This window comes from Bhargavaea ginsengi (genome assembly GCF_900109165.1).
In the GTDB taxonomy this organism is placed as follows: Bacteria; Bacillota; Bacilli; order Bacillales_A; family Planococcaceae; genus Bhargavaea; species Bhargavaea ginsengi.
The window spans coordinates 28,063-46,436 of record NZ_FNZF01000005.1 but is presented as its reverse complement, the minus strand read 5'-3'; the positions used below and the strand labels follow the sequence as shown (position 1 = coordinate 46,436).

Genomic DNA, 18,374 nt, shown 5'->3' with positions numbered 1-18,374 from the left:
ATAAGGGAAAGATGAACTCGGTAACATCATGAGCAAGGAGAAGAATGCACCATGAGAGAATTACATGAAGGACCGATGGATGAGAAAAAGCAGTCCATCATCGATAAACTGGTTGATGAAGGTATTTTCAAGATCGACGGCAAGCAGCTGTATGAGCTGCCCATCTATACGTTATTGAAGCAATACACCGAACTTCAGGAACAATAATCGTTGCCGGACGGCCATCAGCCGGCCGGCTTTTTCTATCGGAGGAATGAAGGATGCAGAACGAACGATTGCAGCGCATCCGGGATGAGTGGCTCGAGGAAGCGCCTATCCGGGAGATGCAGGAATTGATGGAGAACGGAAACATCACAGCGGAAGAAATGACGGTCATGTACCTGTCACGGATCTCGGAATACGGACGGAATGTCAATGCCGTCCTTGAAGTGAATCCGGAAGCTCTCCAGATCGCGCGCCAGCTGGACTACGAGCGCCGGGTGAAGGGGGCACGATCACCGCTGCACGGCATCCCGATCCTTCTCAAGGACAATATGGACACAGGAGACAAGATGCACACCAGCTGCGGGTCGCTCGCACTGGCCGGTCATTACGCGGCTGAAGATGCCTTCCTCGTCAAGAAACTGAGGGAAGCCGGTGCAGTCATACTCGGCAAAGCGAACATGACCGAGTGGGCGAACTTCATGTCCGACAAGATGACGAACGGCTATAGCTCCAGAGGCGGACAAGTGAAAAGCCCCTACGGCCAGTTTGACTGCGGCGGTTCAAGTTCCGGTTCAGCTGTCGCAATCGCAGCAAATCTGGCTGCGGCTTCGGTCGGGACGGAGACAACCGGATCCATCATCGAGCCGGCCGTGCAGAACAGCCTCGTCGGGATCAAGCCGACCGTCGGCGCCATCAGCCGGGCCGGTGTTATACCGCTGTCCATGACGCAGGACATACCCGGACCGCTTGCCCGCACCGTAGAAGACGCGCTGCTGATGTTCCGGGAGATGGTCGGAGAGGATCCGTCTGACCCGGTCACATCCCTTTCCGGTGTATGGGAAGGCAGGGACTGGGAAGCCAGTCTTGATCGGGATGCACTAAAAGGTACACGGATCGGCGTCGCGCGCAACATCTTCGAAAACGAAGCCGAAAGTGAAATCCTGGAACTGTTTGACCGTAAGCTGGAAGTTCTGAAGGCGTGCGGCGCTGAAATCATCGAGGACATCGATCTCGGCGTCATGGAAAATGACCTTGGCTACGACGTGCTTATGCACGAGTTCAAAGCGGCCGTAAATGCCTATCTCGGAAGGACACCGGCAAGCAATCCGATCCGGACATTGTCTGATGTCATCGAGTTCAACAGCCGGCATCCTGAAGAAACATTGAAATTCGGCCAGAACATGCTGGAGCAGTCGGACCGCACATCGGGGACGCTGACGGAGCGGGCCTACCTGGAAGCGCTCGAACGGAACAGGCATCTGTCGTCTGAAGTTGCACTGGAACGGGCATTCCGCGAACATAATATCACCGCTCTTGTCTTTCCGCAGTCCCATGGCCTCAGTTTCGGTGCCGCTGCGGGCTATCCCGGAGTTGCGGTACCGGCCGGGAAGACGGAAGAAGGAGAACCGTTCGGCATCGCATTCTACGGACGTGCGTTTTCGGAACCGCTGCTGATCGGATTCGCCTATGCCTTCGAGCAAAGGGAGCAGGGCCGGGTCAAGCCGCCGAATGAGTGATTGAGTATAAGAATATTTAATGGGGGCTTCAGGATAGATGTCCCTTTTTTTACATTCAGTGAAGACGTTGATTTACTCCATTGCGACGTTGATATTGGAGTGAGACGTTGACATACTTCATTGAAACGTTGACATACACAGACGCCCCGACTTTTATCGGGAACAGCCGCTAAAGGACGGGTAGCACCCGCTGTGCTAAAATAAAGCCATCAAGGATTGAAACGGGGAATGGATGATGAGTTGGATTGAACGGCTGGAGCCGCAATTCCGGGAAAAATGGACATTTGAAGAGGAGATGCCGATCCAGTCGAAAATGATACCTGCAATGATCGATGGACGGGACATCGTAGCGGAGTCTCCGACCGGGTCCGGGAAGACACTCGCGTATGTCATCCCTCTGCTGGAGCTTGTCGACGGCAACTCCAAGAAAACGGAAGCGTTGGTCATTGCACCTTCACAGGAGCTCTGCATGCAGATTGTCGAAGTGTTCCGTGATTGGACGGAAGGGACGGACATCACAGTCACGCAACTGATCGGCGGGGCTAATAAACAGCGCCAGATCGAGAAGCTGAAAAAGAAGCCGACGATCGTCGTAGGGACGCCGGGCCGTGTCTGGGAACTGGCCAATGACCGCAAGCTGAAAATGCACGATATCCGCCACATCGTACTGGATGAGGGCGATCAGCTTCTGGGACGTGACCACCGGACGGATGTAAAGTCGCTGATCGGGGCTGCCGCGCCTGACTGCCAGGTGGCAGTCGTGTCGGCCACCATCACGGATGAAATCCGGCTTGTTGCCGAGCGGTTCATGGATGACCCGCTGCAGCTTAAAGTGACTGCTGAAGAGCTGCCGAAGCAAGGCGAGGTCATCCACTCCTTCACGAAGGTGGATGATCGCGACAAGACGGACCTGATCCGCAGGCTATCCCATATGGAAGGCTTGCGTGCACTGGCTTTCATCAACAATACGGACCAGCTGCTCATGAAGGAGTCGAAGCTGAAGTTTGAGGGCGCGCCGGTTGCCGTCCTTCATTCCGGCATGAACAAAATGGAGCGCAAACAGGCGCTTGACGGGTTCCGCGACGGTACAGTGCGCATCCTTATCGCGACTGATGTTGCGGCTCGCGGGCTCGACATCAGCGGTCTGACGCATGTGATCCACATCGATGTACCGCGCACCGAAGAACAGTACACACACCGTTCCGGAAGGACGGGACGAGCGGGAGCGGACGGGGAAGTGCTGTCATTCGTGTCCTATCCGGATGAAAAGACATACCGGAAACTGACCCGTGCTCTGCCGGGCAAGCCGGTACAGAAAGTCTGGCACAAGGGCAGCCTTGTCGAAGGCTCCTCCAAGACCGTGCAGGCCGCGTCATCCGGGAAACCTTCGGGCAATGCGGGCAAGGGCCCGAGGAACGGCAAGAAAAAAGAAGGGAACAAGGGCGGCAAGCAGCGATGAAGCGGCTTGTCCTCCTGTTCAGTGCGTTGCTGATGATCCTTCCGCAAGCGGGGCTTGTGAAGGCTGCGGCGCCGGCCGCCTATGTCGCGCTCGGTGATTCCCTTGCGGCCGGTCAGACGCCAAACCGTGCGATCGACCTTGGCTATGCCGACATGATTGCGATGGAGTTGCGCAGGCATATGCCGCTCGCCTTTTACTCGAAGGATCTCACCTATCCGGGGCTCACGAGCGGCCAGGTGCTCGAACGCGTGCGCTCGGATGAGGCGTGGCCGGTCCTTGAACATGCCACACTAATCACGGTTTCCTCGGGCGCCAATGACCTGCTCGGGCTTGTGCGGTATGATCCGCGGACAGGCACGCTCGCCTATGATCAGATTCCGGCGGACTATGCGCTGAACGGTGTCAGGAAGAACACGGCGGTCATTTTGGATGAACTTGCGGAACGGGCGCCGCGGGCGACTGTTTACATCATGGGTTATTATTTTCCATATCCCCATGCCCGTGAAGAGATGAAACCCGGCCTCCAAAAAGAGCTTGGCCGGCTGAACGCGATCCTGAAGAAGGAGGCAGAGGCCGCCGGAGCCGTCTTCGTACCGGCCGAAGAGGCATTTGCCGCCGAAGGCAGCCAATTGCTTCCGAACCCGGCGGACGTCCATCCGACGCTCGAAGGGTACCGCCGGATGGCGAATGCCTTTTTCAAGAGCTCCCCATACGGCCTGACTGTCGAGCCATGGGAAGTGCCGCCGCCGAATCCGGTCTCGTTCGAGGAAATGAACCGGCGGATGCAGGAGGCGGACGGGCGAAGTGCCGACGCAAGCGGTGAGACATTCTCCCGGTCTGCAGTCGATGAACATCTTCAGGGCATCCATGCCATTTACTTTAACCCCTCCGACATGCCGGAGGGGTTTTCGTTTTCCGTATAGGGCGTGAAACGTTGACGATCTTCGGTGAAATGTTGATTAAGTTTATTGAGACGTTGACGATCTTTTATGAAACGTTGATTAACTTCATTGAAGCGTTGGTGATCTCAGTTATAATGTCCCCAACCCAAAACCCCCGCCAGACCCGGCGGGGGTTCGTCTGTCCATATGAATTCCGGTTTATACCAGCCGTCCCTGGGACAGACTGGATCTATCGCTTAAGCAATCGCGGCGCAGTGCTGAACAGGAGGGCGCACGCGGCGGCTGTCAGGATGATCGACGGGATCATGTAACCCGCGTTGTAGACGATCGAATACCACCAGATGTTGTCGCCTGCATCAATGGCAGCCGCTCCGAAGAATACGACGCCGGACAGGACATGCATGACGTAGCGGAGCAGGCCGCCGATGACCGTCCCGATGACGATGCCTGTCACCATCCGTCCCTTCTCGCCGGAGTCGGCGCCCCGCAGCACCATCGGCCGCAGGAAAGCAGCGGCTCCGATTACGACAAATGCTGCGATGTAATCCAGGAAGCCCTGCACCGGGTGGATGATGTAGGCGCCTGCAAATGTCTGGAGAATGCCGAGGATCAGCCCGGTGAGCAATCCGCCCCCGAGCCCCCAGCGAAAGGCCATCAGGACGATCGGCACCATCGTGAGGCTGATGGAGCCGCCCTGAAACCAGAGTTTGATGGAGATCTGGTCGAGGACAAAGCCGATCGCGGAAAAGATCGCGACCTCGATCAGGAATTGAAGACGTTTGTTGCGCTGCATAGGAAGATACCCCCATTTAAATAGTGTCGCAAGATGGGGATGACCAATAAAAAAAGCATCCGGGACAGAGCCGGACGCCTTCGGGCATCGTTTTCCATCCACATCCCTGCGCAAGCATGACCTTACAGGTTCAAAGGGTCTGGGCGCCGGCCGCCCACTCTCAGCCGCATCTGCGGCTCCCCTTGTGGTTCAGTTATTCAGTATGGACAATCCAAGTGTAGACTACCCGGCCGGTGTTTTCAACCCGTCCCCGCATAGGATAGGAACAGCTGTGCCGCTTACCGGAAGGAGCACCCCATGGACAATCCCCGCCTTATCGCGTCATTTAATTACTTCAGCATCCTATTCGCCCCAGTCCTGTTTCCGCTTATTCTGCTCCTGGCTTCAGGTGATGGCCTGGTCCGCCGCCACGCAAAGCGGGCGCTGGCCATCCAGCTCCTCCCGGCTGTGCCGCTTTGTGCGCTTCTGGTCACGACTTTCATCGCAGCCAATGAAGTGAGGGAAGCGGCGTTCACCGGTTTGGCGCCGTCATTCGGGCATGCTGGCACGACTGTCCTGCTCACTCTTTTGTATGCGGTTCTGCAGGGGGCGGCGTTCGTCTGGTGCACCGCGGCAGGAATCCGTGCGCTGAAAACCTGACTGTTTGGCGACCGTCCGGTCTGTGGTATAGTGGAAATTGAATCCACAGAAGGAAGTGCTGAATCGAATGATCGCGAAGACGACAGAAGACTTCGAGAACCTTAAGAAAATCGGGCGCATCTGTGCGGAAATCCGCGATGCGCTGAAAGACGCCGCAAAGCCCGGTGTCACAACCAAACAGCTCGATGACATGGCAGGCCGCATGTTCGAGGAGAAGGGTGCCGTCTCCGGTCCCAAGGGCGAGTACGATTTTCCCGGCTTCACATGCATCAGTGTCAATGAAGTTGTTGCCCACGGCATCCCGGATAACTATGTGATCAAAGATGGTGACATGGTCAACATCGATGTGTCCGGATCATACAATGGCTACTTTGCCGATACCGGGATTTCGATCGTGGCCGGCGAGCCGGACGACGAAAAGCAGAAGCTGATCGATGTGGCCAAGTCGGCCCTCGACAGTGCGTTGGAGAAAGTGAAGCCGGGCGCACGGCTGAACCAGATCGGCAAGGCGGTCAGCCGCGAGGCAAGCGACAACGGCCTGCATGTCATCAAGAACCTCACGGGCCACGGTGTTGGCCGTTCACTGCACGAGGAACCGAGCCATGTGCTGAACTACTATGACCGCTGGGATACGACTCTTCTCAAAGAAGGCATGGTCCTCGCTGTCGAGCCGTTCATCTCCCAAAAGGCTGAACACATTATCGAAGGCGGGGACGGCTGGGCGTTCATCACGCCTGACAAGTCGCTTGTCGCCCAGATCGAGCACACCGTCATCGTCACGGCTGACGGACCACTTCTCATTACAGACATCAGCGAAGACTAAAAAACGGTCCCGGGAAATTTCCCGGGACCGTTTGGCGTATATTGGCTGATTAATCTTCTGCCGTTCTCGGCACTTTTTGGCTTTGACGACTGGAAATGATCATCCAGGCGATGACGGCACCGGCGAGGAAAAGCGCAGCTGCGCTAACAAGCGGCTCGTCCAGCCCGTTCCTTGCAGCGACCATGAGGGACATCCAGGCGAACACGATGGCATACATATGGTCCTGGTGATGATAAAGGAAATGAAGCGCGGCCGCAGCGGCAAATGTGAGCGTGATGATCGCCCAGAGCGCGTCACTCAGGCCCAGGCCACCCCAATCATTTGCCTCTAGCGCGTAATGGACTGCAACCAGAACGCTGAAGAAGAAATAGGAAAAGATTCCTGAGACGGGTATCCGTCCGGAAATGAGGTTCTCCTTTTTCGGATAGGTGAAGTAAAGGGCGGCAAGAATGGCGAGCATGGCCACTTCCGTTGCGGTGAACAGGATAAAGCGTTCTTCCTGCCAAGTGATGAGTTCGATGATATGGAGGACGCAGGCCGCGATGAAAAGCACGGCCCGCAGATTTGCGGTTGCCGGCCGGTCCGCCTTTCCGCCGTCCCGGATCACGTACAGTACGAGGAGCGGCACGAGGACGAGCAGAACCAGCGACGAGTACATGGACGGCATGAAGACGACCGGAAGCCGCGCGGCAATCTCCCCGGCGGGCCGCCCGAATGCCGGCATGAACAAAGCCGACGCATGGAAGCCGACCGCCGCAAGCAGGGCGATCCCCATCAACAGTTTTCGGATCAATCTTCTTCACCTCCTACCCGTATTAGTATACATGGGTTTTTCGGTATTTACGGCGGAAAGTGTGACGCTTTTTTGCCAGTTGGCAAGTTTCGCCTTCCGAACAACCGTGTTATAATTGTAAGGAAATTGTTGTTAGAAAATTGGCAAACAGTCAGGGGGAATTGGGATGTCAACAACCACGTATCCGGTCACCTGGGACCTTGAGACGTTCTTTAGAGGCGGAAGCGAATCTGAAGAACTCAGAGCCCATCTAGATGAAGGGGCGGAAAAAGTCCGGAGCTATGCAAAAGCGGTCGCGGATTTCAGCACACCGGAAGCCGCCGACGCTGCAGAAAAGATTGTGGCCCTGATCGAACAGACAAAGAATACCTCGGCCCACCTGAGAGAGGCCGGAGCGGTCATCGGCTGCTTCCTGGCACAGGACACGACAGATAAAAAAGCGAATCTCCTGCAGGGAGAAACATCCGCGCTGGGTGCGAAGTTCCAGACGGCGTTCATGTCGCTGCAGCAGAAACTGTCGAAGACAGATGAGAAGGTCTGGGAAGAGCTGCTTGCCTCCGGTCAGCTCGAAGAATTTTCGTTCATCCTGGGTGAATGGCGCAAAAAAGCCGGAGCCAAGCTTCCGGAAGAACAGGAAGCACTCATTACAGGCCTGTCCGTTGACGGCTACCATGGATGGGGCGAGCTGTACGACCTGCTTGTCGGGGACATGCAGGTGAAGGTCACAGTGGACGGAGAGGAGAAGGTCCTTTCCGTCGGCCAGGCAAACAATCTCGGCACGCATTCCGATCCCGCGGTCCGAAAAGAAGCGTTTGAAAAGCTGGAGGCAGCATGGGCTGAGAAAGAAGAATTCTTCGCGAAAGCTCTTAACTCGCTCGCCGGCTTCCGCCTGCAGGTTTACGAGAAACGGGGCTGGGATCAGGTCCTCCGCGAGCCGCTCGAGTACAACCGCATGAAGCAGGAGACGCTCGACGCGATGTGGGGTGCCATTTCGGCCAATAAAGGGCCGTTTGCGGAATACCTGAACCGCAAGGCAACCCTGCTCGGCAAAGACCAGCTTGACTGGTATGACTTTTTCGCACCGGTTTCCGAATCGGCTTCAAAACTGGATTATCAGGATGGCGCTGAATTCATTCTGAAGCATTTCGGAAAGTTCGGTCCGGAGCTGGAGTCGTTCGCCCGCATGGCATTCGAGAACGGCTGGATCGAGGCGGAGGATCGTCCGAACAAGCGCCCGGGAGGCTTTTGCACCGGCATGCCGCTTTCGGAAGAATCCCGTATCTTCATGACGTATAGCGGTTCAATGTCGAACGTCGCCACACTGGCACACGAGCTCGGTCACGCATTCCACTCCTATGCGCTCCGTCCGGTCCATCAGCTAAACAGGCAATATGCGATGAATGTGGCGGAGACCGCGTCAACATTCGCGGAGATGATCGTGGCGGATGCAGCTGTTAAGGAAGCAGGGACGAAGGAAGAAAAAATCGCCCTGCTTGAAGACAAGGCTCAGCGCAGTGTCTCCTTCTTCATGAATATTCATGCGCGCTTCCTGTTTGAAACGCGATTCTACGAAGAGCGGAAAAAAGGAGTAGTTTCGACCGCACGCCTGAACGAACTGATGGAAGAAGCACAGCGCGAGGCTTATGCCGGAGCGCTTGGAGAGGCACACCCGCACTTCTGGGCCTCCAAGCTGCACTTCTACATCACCGGCGTGCCGTTCTACAACTTCCCTTACACGTTCGGCTACTTATTCTCCCTCAGCATCTATGCCAAGGCGCTTGAGGAAGGTGAGGCGTTCGAGGAGAAGTACATGGCACTTCTGCGGGACACGGCCGTCATGACGACTGAGGACCTGGCGATGAAACATCTTGGTGAAGATATCACAAAACAAGACTTCTGGGAAAAGGGCGTCCGCCTCTGCATCCGCGATGTGGAAGAGTTTCTCAGCCTGACGTCCAACGAAGGGTGAGCCGCCGTGATCTCACTAAAGGGCGAGACAATCATCCTTCGCGTCCTTACCGACGATGATGCACTCGCCATGACCAACCTTGTATCCAGGAACAAGCACTACTGGTCGGTGTATGAGCCGCGGCACGATAGCTCGTATTACACGGTAGGCGTCCAGAGGGAGAAGATCCGTGAGTCACTCCAGCAGCTCAGGGAAAAGCGGGAGTATAGTTTTGGCATTTTCCGGGCAGAGGATGGTCGCCTGATCGGCCACATCTCTCTATATGGCCTGAAACGCCTGCCATTCCTGAGTGGCTTTGTCGGCTACTCCGTCGATCAGGGCGAAGCGGGACGCGGCATTGCGACCGAAGCACTGAAGATCATCCTGAAGTTCGGTTTCGAACGCGCCGGACTGCACAGAATCGAGGCCTATGTTTCCCCGAGGAACCAGGCATCGGTCAGGGTGCTTGAAAAGGCCGGCATGGAGCAGGAAGGCCTGCTGCGCCAGTTGCTTTTCATCAACGGTGTCTGGGAGGATCATTACCTCTACTCGATCATCGAGGACGAACATTGAAAGGGTAAGGCCGCTTTGCGGAGACCCATTGCAAAACTAAGGACCCTATTCAGGCCGTGAGCCGGAATAGGGTCCTTTTATTGTAATCCGTATACATTATTAAACTGCAAAAAGCAGGAGTTCGTAAAAAAGTGGAAAAGCTGATTTCCGTTCCATGTCCTCGCTTACCGCGGGCATTGCCTCAGCCTCCTCGGACTTTGTCCTGCGGAGTCTTCGGCTAATGCTATTCCCGCAGGTGTCTCGGACCTTTCACTTCAATCAGCTATTATAGAGAGTTTTTCAGTGGCTGCGGAAGCAATGGGCTGGGTCCCGCGGCGATACCGGTTCAGTTTGCGATTTTTCGCATCGTTTTAATAGTACCAAGAGCTTTGCCGGTGCCGACTACGACTGCCTTCATCGGTTCGGGTGCGGTGTGGACAGGTACAGAGATCACTTCGGACAACCAGTCCTGCATGCCATTCATGAGCGAGCCGCCTCCGGTGAGGACGATGCCCTGATCAACGATGTCGCCGGATAGCTCTGCCGGGCAGAGTTCGAGCGTCGTACGGATGGCTTCCAGAATCGTTTCCATCCCTTCTTTCAGGCACTGCTGGATATCACGCGAATGAAGCGTGATCGTTTTGGGCAGGCCCGTTACGACGTCACGGCCACGGATATCCATCGTTTTCGCATCATGGGCGATCGGTGCAAAGCCGACTTCCTTCTTGATCGCTTCTGCGGTCTGTTCGCCGATAATAAGGTTGTGCCGCTTGCGGACGTGATGGATGATTTCCTCGTCCATCTTGTCACCGGCAAACTTCACGCTGTTAGAGGAGACTACGCCGCCAAACGAAATGATGGCAACCTCGGTCGTGCCGCCCCCGATATCGACGATGACATTCGCAATCGGCTCGCTCACGGGAAGGTCTGCCCCGATGGCTGCCGCAACAGGTTCTTCAATCAGGTGAACCTCTTTAGCGCCTCCTGATTTCACGGCGTCCACGATGGCACGCTGCTCAACCGAAGTTGCCCCGCAAGGGATCGAAACGACCACCCGTGGCTTTCGGAGTGTCTGGCCGAGCTTTTTGGATGCTTCGGCCATCGCAGCCTTCAGCAGCTCCGCTGTCATGTCGTAGTCTGCAATGACGCCGTCACGGAGCGGCCGGATGGCGGTAATCTGGCCAGGTGTCTTTCCAAGCATCACCTTGGCTTCGTTGCCGATGGCAATCACCCGTCCGGAAAGGTCCGTCGCAACGACAGACGGCTCATTAAAGATGATTTCTTTGGATTTTGTATAGATCAGTAAATTGGCGGTGCCAAGATCGATGCCGATATCAGTAGAATTCCACATGTAATTGCCTCCCGGTGACGGTACTTTCTATTGAAGATTAGTATAGTTGAAAATAACTTAACCGCAAATAAGCAGATATTGGAAGATGTCAAAGGGGGATGATCTTTCAGGCCTATATTATGGATAATTGTGGAGGATTGCTGAAACGATATGATTGGAATATTACAGGGAAAGTTCGTTTCTGAAATGAGATTGTAAGAGAAATTTCATCTCGAAATGAAAAAGAACTGCCGGAAAGCCCGGCAGTTCTTTAGGAATCGAGTGTGTATGTTGTCTCAGGTTTCTCATCGATTGTCGTTGAGTCTTCCGAGATCATTGCGCGTTGCAGGAAGTGGATCATGATCAGCATGCCCAAAATCAGCAGGACTGTGAAACCGAAAACTGTTGTAAACATCAGCCACATAATCGGAATGCTCCTCTCTATAACTACTTGTTGCTCTCTTTTCTATAACTCATTATACAACAAATTATGCCTGTTTTTAATAGGACATTGCTGGAATACGGGTCAATTGTGACAAATGTGAACCAAATATCCCGGCATATCGGAGTTCTGGGGATCAGAACGCCCATTCACCGCCGCGGAGAATCGGTTCGGCCGTACCGTCTTCAAGGATACCGTCAATGTCCATCTTATCGGAACCGATCATGAAGTCGACATGAGTGATGCTTTGGTTGAGACCATGCTTTTTCAGCTCTTCGCTGTTCATTTCCTTGCCGCCTTCGATGCAGAAGGCATAGGCGCTGCCGATTGCCAGGTGATTCGAAGCGTTTTCGTCGAACAGCGTGTTATAAAAGAGCAGCCCGGATGTCGAGATCGGGGAGGAGTGCGGGACGAGTGCGACCTCTCCGAGGGATTTTGCACCCTCATCCGCCTCGATCAGGTGTTTCAGTACATCTTCACCCTGTTCGGCCTCCACTTCCGTAATCCGGCCGTCTTTGAAAGTGATCTTGAATTGATCAATGATATTGCCGCCGTAGCTGAGTGGTTTTGTGCTTGAGACAAAGCCGTCGATGCGGTCTTTATGTGGAACGGTGAACACTTCTTCCGTCGGCATATTGGCCATGAACGATGCACCTTGGGCATTGATGCTGCCGGCTCCGGCCCAAATATGGCCTTCCGGCAGGCCGATGGTCAGATCAGTTCCGGGAGCTGTGTAATGAAGCTTCGTGTATTTTCTCTTGTTGAGATGGTCGGCTTTTTCGTGGAGTGTCTCATCATGTTTTTTCCATGCTTCGACCGGGTCTTCCACATCGGCGCGCACCGCTTTGAAGATCGCTTCCCAAAGGGCCGGTACCTGGTCTTCTTCAGGAAGATCGGCAAACACTTTGGCTGCCCAAGCCTTGGATGGGGCGGCAATGACCGTCCAGCTTACTTTGTCGGATTGGACCGCCTGGCGGTAGGATTCCAGTGCCTGGCCGGCGGCCTTCTGGAAGCTGGCGATCCTCATCGGATCGACCCCCTTCAGCAGATCGGGGCTCTGCGACACGATGTTCATGAATGCTGCATTCATCCCCACCAGCTCTTCGCGCATCTGTGGAATCCAGGAAGGGAAGTCGCTGAACGAATCTTCAGGAGCCAGCTCATACCGGAGACGGGATATCTCATCGTCCGACCAGTCGACGAAGACATGCCTTGCGCCCGCTTCATAAGCTTTTTTCGTTACGAGCCGGACAAATTCCGCCGAATCAGTCGAAGCACCGATATAGAGTGGTTGACCCGGCTGGATGTTGACGCCGACTTTCACTGCGAGTTCAGCATATTTGTCGAGATTTTCTTCAAAAGTCCCCATAGTCCAAATCCCCTTTCTGTTCTAATAACAGTCTACCAATAGCAGGCTATGGCCGGCAACGTAAAATCCCCCGGCTGCAGAGGCGGCCGGGGGATTGCGTTTATTTGGGTTATTTTCTCAGGCTTCCGAGTTCTGCTGCGATTGCCTGCATTTCACTCGGGCTGAAGTTGTTGCGCTTCACGACCATGTCATAAAGGTCGCGGAGATCCTCGTAGTCGGATGTGTTGAAATGTTCAGCCTTCATCGCATCGACATTGACCATGCGGAGCTTGTCTTTGATGGAAGTGATCATATACTCCACATTTTCCACGGTGGGGTTGTTAAGGTCCATTTTCACGGTTCCTGCCTTTCATCGGATTGCCATCAATTCTCACATTAATAGATATCAAAGTCAAACAGCCCCGCGTGCGGAAGCACACGGGGCTGTTTAAATCACAGATTAGTCGTTTGCAGAGTCGACGGCAGGAACAGCTGCCAGTGCAGCCTCTTTTTCTTCCTGGATCTTTTTCTGGAAACGCTTGGTCTCTGCAACGATGACACCGGACAGGCCGAGGAGACCGATCAGGTTCGGGATGGCCATGAGGCCGTTCATAACATCGGAGAAGAGCCAGACCACATCAAGTGTCGCGGTAGCGCCGAAGAATACAACAACCACGAACACCAGCCGGTAGAACTTGAGCAATTTTGGATTCGGGAAAAGATACTGGAAGCATTTCTCACCGTAATAGGCCCATCCGAAAATGGTGGAAGCGGCAAAGAACACGATGCCGATGCCGACGATATACTGGCCTGCATCCCCGAAGAATGTGCCGAATGCCATTGCCGTGAGCGTGCCCGCTTCTGCGCCTTCATTTTGCCAGGTACCCGACATCACGATGGTCACGCCTGTGATGGAGCAGATGATTAAAGTATCGAAAAGAACCTGCGTCATTGAGACTAGGGCCTGGCGGCCAGGCATATCCGTGCGTGCCGCGGCAGCGGCAATCGGAGCGGATCCGAGGCCTGCCTCGTTCGAGAAGAGGCCGCGGGCAATACCGAAGCGGATGGCTGCGCCGACAGCGCCGCCTGCAATCGACTCAACACCAAATGCATGCGAGAAGATGGTAGCGAATGCACCCGGAACGAGTTCGAAGTTCGTCACCATGATAATGGCGCCGGCGATAAAGTAGAAAAGAGCCATGATCGGAACGAAGAATGCTGCCACCCGGCCGATCGTCTTAATTCCCCCAAGGATGACGAGTCCTGCAACAATCATCAGGACTAGGCCTGTGACCCAGTATGGCGTGTTGAAGTTCATGTTCATGGCGTCTGCTACTGCTTTGGACTGGGTTCCGTTCCCGATGCCGAAAGCAGCAAGTGTGCCGAACAAGGCAAAGCTTACTCCGAGCCAGCGTGCTTTCAGACCATGTTCGAGATAGTACATCGGCCCGCCGGCCATCTGGCCGTTGGCATCTTTTGTCCGGTACTTTACGGCGAGGATCGCTTCACCGTACTTGGTGGCCATTCCGAAGAATCCGGCCAGCCACATCCAGAAGATCGCACCCGGTCCGCCGAGCACAACAGCAGTCGCGACCCCGACGATGTTGCCGACTCCGACAGTCGCTGCCATGGCGGTCATCAGTGCCTGGAATTGTGAAATATCGCCTTCCGCTTTTTTGTCATGCTTGCGGGAAAATACCTGTTTCAGAGAATAAGGAAGTAACCGTACCTGAATAAATGCGAGCCTGAACGTGAGGTAGATTCCCGTACCGACGAGCAGTACAAGCAGCCATGGCCCCCAAACCAGGCTGCTGAGCGAGCCCAACAGATTCTCTACTGCTTCCATTTTCCGTTCCCCCTTTGTTTCCTGTTTTTTTAGAGGCAGCTGTTCTATATCACCCCTTTCTCTAATATTCCGAAAGTTCCGGCTTGCAGTCAAGACCTATTTTAAAAAATGGGCGCCGGGGCTGATTGTTTGTACCCGGAAATGTGAGGGTATAATGGAGTATGCAAATTGACTAAACAAAAGTGATGGAGGGATTGCAGATGGCAGGAAGCAAGTTTGGAAAGTTGGTACTCATCGGCGCGCTCGCAGGTGCGGTCGTCAGCATGTTCGACAAAACGACCCGTTCCGAAATGTCACGCCGTGCCAAAGGGCTCGGTGATGACGCAAAATATTACATGAAGAACCCGGATGTCCTGCGTTGGAAAATCCAGGACAAATCTGACAAGCTGAAAGCACTTTATGAGCAATTTGATTCGGACAAACAATACCTTCAGTCAAAGGCAGCAGAACTGAAGCAGCTGACTCCGACCGTGAAGACACTTGTGGATGACACGAAGACGGCGTTTGTAGATTCGAAGGACGCTGTCATGGAAGCGAAGGATGACTACAAGCAGATGGCTTCAGAAGCAATCAAGGGCGGCCATCCGGGCACTGACGAGACTTTCGTGCCGGATGAAGCCTATGCGGAAGGACAGGTCGACGGCGGTGCGGCAGACGGCGGCACGTCAAAGGGCACGTTCGTGCCGGAAGAGGCATACCGTGAAGGACAGGTTGCCGGCGAAGCACAGGAGTATACCCAGAAAAACTGATGCGGGGAAAAGGGGGCGGATGACAGATGGCGGATAACAAGAAGGTGAGCCCAGGTTCGGAAAAGCCGGACGGCGGTGACGACAGCCTCAAAGACAAAGTGATGGGGTTTGTTGCAGATGTAAACGAGGGCGATCTTGACCGTTTCGATGTAACGACGCGTCAGGGTTTCTTTAAGGAGCTGGTCACCAGGATCAAGCTGGTGGATGTTGTCGGGCTCGCCTCGCAGCTCGCCTACTTCTTTCTGCTTTCGCTGTTTCCGCTCCTCATCTTCATGCTGACGCTGCTGCCTTACCTGAACATCGATCAATCGGCGCTTTTCGACTTTATCAAAGAGTATGCACCGACGAATGTATATAACATCGTCGAGAGCACATTGGGCGAGGTGCTGAACAACCGGAGCGGCGGCCTGCTCTCGGTCGGTATCATCGGGACGATCTGGTCTGCATCCAACGGCATGAATGCGCTGACCCGTGCGTTGAACCAGTCCTACTTCTCGGTTGAGAAGCGGTCATTCATCAAGAAGCGTGCTTTGTCTATCGTTTTTACGCTGATGCTGATCGCGGTGGTTGCGGTGGCACTGGTCCTGCCGGTATTCGGTGAGCAGATCGGCCGCACGATTTTCTCTTACATGGGGCTTGATCAAGCATTTCTGACAGTGTGGAACAGCATTCGATGGACCATTCCGCCTCTCCTCATCTTCGTGGTGTTCACGCTGATCTACTGGCTGGTGCCCAACGCAAAGATCAGGATCAGGGATGCAATACCTGGAGCGGTTTTCGCCACAGTCGGCTGGATTCTATCCTCACTGGCTTTCTCGTTCTATGTCGGGAACTTCGCCAACTACTCAAACACGTACGGCAGCATCGGGGGAATCATTGTTTTAATGGTGTGGATGTACTTCTCCGCAATCATCTTGATTCTCGGCGGACAAGTAAATGCTGTTACGCAGGAAAGACGGGAAGAAAAAGAAGCGAAAGCCAAAAGCGGCGCTGTCGGGACATAACCCCGGCAACGCCGCTTTTTTATTGTTTCAGTCACCGTTTTTCAGCAGCCTGAGGCCATTGAGGATGACAAGAATCGTACTGCCCTCATGGCCGAGTACGCCGAGCGGGAGGTCGATGACCTGCAGGAAGTTGGACATGATCAGCAGAAGGATCACCGAGATTGAAAAAATGACGTTCTGCTTTATGATCCGGTTCATTCTGCCGGAGAGCCTGTGGGCATAGGGCAGTCGCCGCAGATCATTTTTCATGAGGACAACATCCGCTGTCTCGAGAGCCACTCCCGTACCGTCACCCATGGCGATTCCGATTGTTGAGGTGGCGAGTGCAGGCGCGTCATTGATTCCATCCCCGATCATTGCGACAGCTCCGTACGTTTTCTCAAGTTCTTTCAATCTGGCCACTTTCGTCTCCGGAAGGCATTCCGCGGTGTATTCATCGATTCCGGCTTCTTCTGCGATGGCCCGTGCCGTCTGTTCATTGTCACCAGTCAGCATCACAGTCCGGACGCCAAGGGCCCGAAGGGAGTTCAGAGCCTGCACAGCTTCTGGGCGAAGCGTGTCCTTTAGTGCAGCCAGAGCTAGAATGCCATGTTCGTCGCGGAGGAAGACAACTGTCTTCCCTTCATTCCCAAGCCGCTCCAGTGCGCCATCTGCAAAAGCGGCAGCTTCAGCTTTGCCGACGAAGCCGGGTTTGCCGACGCGGTAGGTTTTGCCCTCCCAATCTGCTTCCAGTCCTGAGCCCGGAATGTCACGGATTTCGATGCCCTTCAGCAATCCGGCACCTTCTTGTTCCGCAAATGACTGGATAGCCACAGCTAGCGGGTGCGCGGAAAGTGACTCGATCGTTCTGAGAATGGAGAGGGTCTCGGTCTTGTCAAGGCTATCCTTTACGATCAGGTCGGTTACAGCAGGGCGTCCTTCCGTCAGGGTGCCGGTCTTGTCGAAGGCGATAACTTTGACGGAAGAGAGGCTTTCCAGGTGGGTGCCGCCCTTGAACAAAACCCCATGGCTGGCGCCGTTGGAGATTGCGGACAATGTCGCAGGCATGATGGAAGCAACGAGCGCACAAGGGGATGCGACGACCAAGAGTACCATCGCCCTGTAGATGGTCGTAGTCCAGTCCCAATCGAATAAGTAATGGGGCAGGACCATCATCAAAGCAACGACACCAAGAACGGCATAGACATAGATACTTTCAAAGCGTTCAATAAACTGCTGGGATGGCGACTTTTCGCTTTGTGCCGATTCCACAAGGTCGATGATTTTCTGAAAAAGGGATTCTGAACTGTGCTTGTCGACTTTGATGCTCAGCGCACCGCTCAAGTTGACCGTTCCGGCAAACACTTCGTGGTCAGGCCCTTTCTCAAGAGGCAGGGATTCACCGCTGATGGCGGATTCATCGACTGAACTCATGCCGCTAAGGATGCTTCCGTCGACCGGAATCCGCTCACCCGGGCGGACAAGGACAAAATCACCGACCCGGATGTCCGCCACACCGACGCGTTCAGTTGAACCGTCATCCTTCAGCCGCCAGGCTTCCTCCGGCTTGAGATTGAGCAGGGCGGAAATCTCTTTGCGGCTTTTTTCTATGGAGTATGTCTCGAGCGCACCGCTCACCGCGAATATAAATATGAGGATTGCGCCTTCTGTCCAATAGCCGATGGAAGCCGCACCGATTGCGGCGAGGATCATCAGAATTTCCACATTCAGTGTTTTGTTCCGTATCGTTTCGGTGATGCCTTCTTTCGCCTTGGCAAAACCACCTACGACAAATGCAATGATGAAGATACCGGCCGAGACCGTGTCAAAACCTGCTGCGCCTGCAAGGTAAGCAATGAGGATCAGGATGCCTGAACTCAATGCTGCGATCATTTCTCCGTTCAGCCAAGAAAAACGTTCCTTGCTTGCGTGGACGGCCGGATTGGCGGTTGTCAACAGAATCCCTCCTATCAATGAGAATGAGAGTGGTTATCAAAGTTCCCCATATAGCACAAAAGCCGGCTTCCCATGTCGGGAAACCAGCTT

18 protein-coding genes and 1 riboswitch are annotated in these 18,374 nt (G+C 54.5%); of the genes, 10 read left to right on the top strand and 8 right to left on the bottom strand.

What is annotated here, in order from left to right; genetic code table 11:
• Positions 1 to 51: 51 nt before the first annotated feature.
• The 4 genes from BMX91_RS12405 (at position 52) to BMX91_RS12390 (ending at position 4,103) form a co-directional block, all read left to right on the top strand.
• Positions 52 to 207: a Fur-regulated basic protein FbpA gene (locus tag BMX91_RS12405; protein WP_008300531.1), complete on the top strand. Its 156-nt coding sequence runs from the start codon at positions 52 to 54 to the stop codon at positions 205 to 207.
• Between the two features lie 53 nt (positions 208 to 260).
• Positions 261 to 1,721 (top strand): amidase family protein, encoded by a 1,461-nt coding sequence (locus BMX91_RS12400; protein ID WP_092054825.1) that lies wholly within the window; start codon positions 261 to 263, stop codon positions 1,719 to 1,721.
• Positions 1,722 to 1,956: 235 nt separating this feature from the next.
• On the top strand, positions 1,957 to 3,180 hold the full coding sequence (locus BMX91_RS12395) for a DEAD/DEAH box helicase (RefSeq protein ID WP_092054823.1): 1,224 nt from the start codon (positions 1,957 to 1,959) through the stop codon (positions 3,178 to 3,180).
• On the top strand, positions 3,177 to 4,103 hold the full coding sequence (locus BMX91_RS12390) for an SGNH/GDSL hydrolase family protein (protein WP_092054820.1): 927 nt from the start codon (positions 3,177 to 3,179) through the stop codon (positions 4,101 to 4,103). The genes BMX91_RS12395 and BMX91_RS12390 overlap by 4 nt, the downstream gene beginning before the upstream one ends.
• A gap of 208 nt (positions 4,104 to 4,311) precedes the next feature.
• Here BMX91_RS12390 and thiT read toward each other — a convergent pair whose 3' ends face one another.
• Positions 4,312 to 4,875, bottom strand: a complete 564-nt coding sequence (gene thiT, locus BMX91_RS12385) for an energy-coupled thiamine transporter ThiT (RefSeq protein ID WP_092054818.1) — start codon at positions 4,873 to 4,875, stop codon at positions 4,312 to 4,314.
• A gap of 86 nt (positions 4,876 to 4,961) precedes the next feature.
• Positions 4,962 to 5,068: riboswitch (TPP riboswitch) on the bottom strand.
• A 104-nt stretch (positions 5,069 to 5,172) separates the two neighbouring features.
• On the opposite strand from thiT, the gene BMX91_RS12380 reads away from it, so the two are divergent.
• Positions 5,173 to 5,514 (top strand): DUF4870 domain-containing protein, encoded by a 342-nt coding sequence (locus tag BMX91_RS12380; RefSeq protein WP_092054815.1) that lies wholly within the window; start codon positions 5,173 to 5,175, stop codon positions 5,512 to 5,514.
• Positions 5,515 to 5,581: 67 nt separating this feature from the next.
• Positions 5,582 to 6,337 (top strand): type I methionyl aminopeptidase, encoded by a 756-nt coding sequence (gene map / locus BMX91_RS12375; protein ID WP_092054813.1) that lies wholly within the window; start codon positions 5,582 to 5,584, stop codon positions 6,335 to 6,337.
• Positions 6,338 to 6,386: 49 nt separating this feature from the next.
• On the opposite strand, the gene BMX91_RS12370 is transcribed toward map, so the two are convergent.
• Positions 6,387 to 7,130, bottom strand: a complete 744-nt coding sequence (locus tag BMX91_RS12370) for a hypothetical protein (RefSeq protein ID WP_092054810.1) — start codon at positions 7,128 to 7,130, stop codon at positions 6,387 to 6,389.
• A 166-nt stretch (positions 7,131 to 7,296) separates the two neighbouring features.
• Here BMX91_RS12370 and BMX91_RS12365 point away from each other — a divergent pair, with 166 nt between their 5' ends.
• Together BMX91_RS12365 and BMX91_RS12360 are read left to right on the top strand one after the other, a co-directional pair.
• Entirely contained in the window at positions 7,297 to 9,099 is a 1,803-nt protein-coding gene (locus BMX91_RS12365; RefSeq protein WP_092054807.1) for a M3 family oligoendopeptidase, read from the top strand.
• Between the two features lie 6 nt (positions 9,100 to 9,105).
• On the top strand, positions 9,106 to 9,651 hold the full coding sequence (locus BMX91_RS12360; protein WP_092054805.1) for a GNAT family N-acetyltransferase: 546 nt from the start codon (positions 9,106 to 9,108) through the stop codon (positions 9,649 to 9,651).
• Positions 9,652 to 9,976: 325 nt separating this feature from the next.
• Here the strand turns inward: BMX91_RS12360 and mreBH are convergent, their stop codons facing one another.
• From mreBH to BMX91_RS12340, 5 genes are all read right to left on the bottom strand, one after another.
• Positions 9,977 to 10,981, bottom strand: a complete 1,005-nt coding sequence (gene mreBH, locus BMX91_RS12355; RefSeq protein ID WP_092054802.1) for a rod-share determining protein MreBH — start codon at positions 10,979 to 10,981, stop codon at positions 9,977 to 9,979.
• Between the two features lie 250 nt (positions 10,982 to 11,231).
• Positions 11,232 to 11,384 carry a hypothetical protein gene (locus tag BMX91_RS15795; protein ID WP_177168385.1) on the bottom strand — a complete coding sequence of 51 codons (153 nt, stop codon included), beginning with the start codon at positions 11,382 to 11,384 and terminating at the stop codon, positions 11,232 to 11,234.
• 154 nt (positions 11,385 to 11,538) lie between these two features.
• On the bottom strand, positions 11,539 to 12,771 hold the full coding sequence (locus tag BMX91_RS12350) for an aminopeptidase (RefSeq protein ID WP_092054799.1): 1,233 nt from the start codon (positions 12,769 to 12,771) through the stop codon (positions 11,539 to 11,541).
• Between the two features lie 109 nt (positions 12,772 to 12,880).
• The gene (locus BMX91_RS12345; RefSeq protein WP_092054796.1) at positions 12,881 to 13,102 is read right to left on the bottom strand and encodes a DUF1128 domain-containing protein; all 222 of its coding nucleotides are present in this window, start codon (positions 13,100 to 13,102) and stop codon (positions 12,881 to 12,883) included.
• Positions 13,103 to 13,210: 108 nt separating this feature from the next.
• The gene (locus BMX91_RS12340) at positions 13,211 to 14,596 is read right to left on the bottom strand and encodes an alanine/glycine:cation symporter family protein (RefSeq protein ID WP_092054793.1); all 1,386 of its coding nucleotides are present in this window, start codon (positions 14,594 to 14,596) and stop codon (positions 13,211 to 13,213) included.
• Between the two features lie 200 nt (positions 14,597 to 14,796).
• Between BMX91_RS12340 and BMX91_RS12335 the strand changes: the two genes are divergently transcribed.
• Together BMX91_RS12335 and BMX91_RS12330 are read left to right on the top strand one after the other, a co-directional pair.
• On the top strand, positions 14,797 to 15,345 hold the full coding sequence (locus BMX91_RS12335) for a hypothetical protein (RefSeq protein WP_092054790.1): 549 nt from the start codon (positions 14,797 to 14,799) through the stop codon (positions 15,343 to 15,345).
• A 26-nt stretch (positions 15,346 to 15,371) separates the two neighbouring features.
• Positions 15,372 to 16,349 (top strand): YihY/virulence factor BrkB family protein, encoded by a 978-nt coding sequence (locus tag BMX91_RS12330; protein ID WP_092054788.1) that lies wholly within the window; start codon positions 15,372 to 15,374, stop codon positions 16,347 to 16,349.
• 27 nt (positions 16,350 to 16,376) lie between these two features.
• Here BMX91_RS12330 and BMX91_RS12325 read toward each other — a convergent pair whose 3' ends face one another.
• Positions 16,377 to 18,221 (bottom strand): heavy metal translocating P-type ATPase, encoded by a 1,845-nt coding sequence (locus tag BMX91_RS12325; RefSeq protein WP_092055108.1) that lies wholly within the window; start codon positions 18,219 to 18,221, stop codon positions 16,377 to 16,379.
• Positions 18,222 to 18,374: the final 153 nt, after the last annotated feature.

Coding starts and splice junctions, on each gene's coding strand:
- BMX91_RS12380 (WP_092054815.1), top strand. CDS start 5,173: ATGGACAATCCCCGCCTTATCGCGTCATTTAATTACTTCAGCATCCTA.
- BMX91_RS12350 (WP_092054799.1), bottom strand. CDS start 12,771: ATGGGGACTTTTGAAGAAAATCTCGACAAATATGCTGAACTCGCAGTG.
- BMX91_RS15795 (WP_177168385.1), bottom strand. CDS start 11,384: ATGTGGCTGATGTTTACAACAGTTTTCGGTTTCACAGTCCTGCTGATT.
- mreBH (WP_092054802.1), bottom strand. CDS start 10,981: ATGTGGAATTCTACTGATATCGGCATCGATCTTGGCACCGCCAATTTA.
- BMX91_RS12330 (WP_092054788.1), top strand. CDS start 15,372: ATGGCGGATAACAAGAAGGTGAGCCCAGGTTCGGAAAAGCCGGACGGC.
- BMX91_RS12390 (WP_092054820.1), top strand. CDS start 3,177: ATGAAGCGGCTTGTCCTCCTGTTCAGTGCGTTGCTGATGATCCTTCCG.
- BMX91_RS12395 (WP_092054823.1), top strand. CDS start 1,957: ATGAGTTGGATTGAACGGCTGGAGCCGCAATTCCGGGAAAAATGGACA.
- BMX91_RS12345 (WP_092054796.1), bottom strand. CDS start 13,102: ATGGACCTTAACAACCCCACCGTGGAAAATGTGGAGTATATGATCACT.
- BMX91_RS12340 (WP_092054793.1), bottom strand. CDS start 14,596: ATGGAAGCAGTAGAGAATCTGTTGGGCTCGCTCAGCAGCCTGGTTTGG.
- BMX91_RS12400 (WP_092054825.1), top strand. CDS start 261: ATGCAGAACGAACGATTGCAGCGCATCCGGGATGAGTGGCTCGAGGAA.
- thiT (WP_092054818.1), bottom strand. CDS start 4,875: ATGCAGCGCAACAAACGTCTTCAATTCCTGATCGAGGTCGCGATCTTT.
- BMX91_RS12365 (WP_092054807.1), top strand. CDS start 7,297: ATGTCAACAACCACGTATCCGGTCACCTGGGACCTTGAGACGTTCTTT.
- BMX91_RS12405 (WP_008300531.1), top strand. CDS start 52: ATGAGAGAATTACATGAAGGACCGATGGATGAGAAAAAGCAGTCCATC.
- map (WP_092054813.1), top strand. CDS start 5,582: ATGATCGCGAAGACGACAGAAGACTTCGAGAACCTTAAGAAAATCGGG.
- BMX91_RS12335 (WP_092054790.1), top strand. CDS start 14,797: ATGGCAGGAAGCAAGTTTGGAAAGTTGGTACTCATCGGCGCGCTCGCA.
- BMX91_RS12325 (WP_092055108.1), bottom strand. CDS start 18,221: ATGATCGCAGCATTGAGTTCAGGCATCCTGATCCTCATTGCTTACCTT.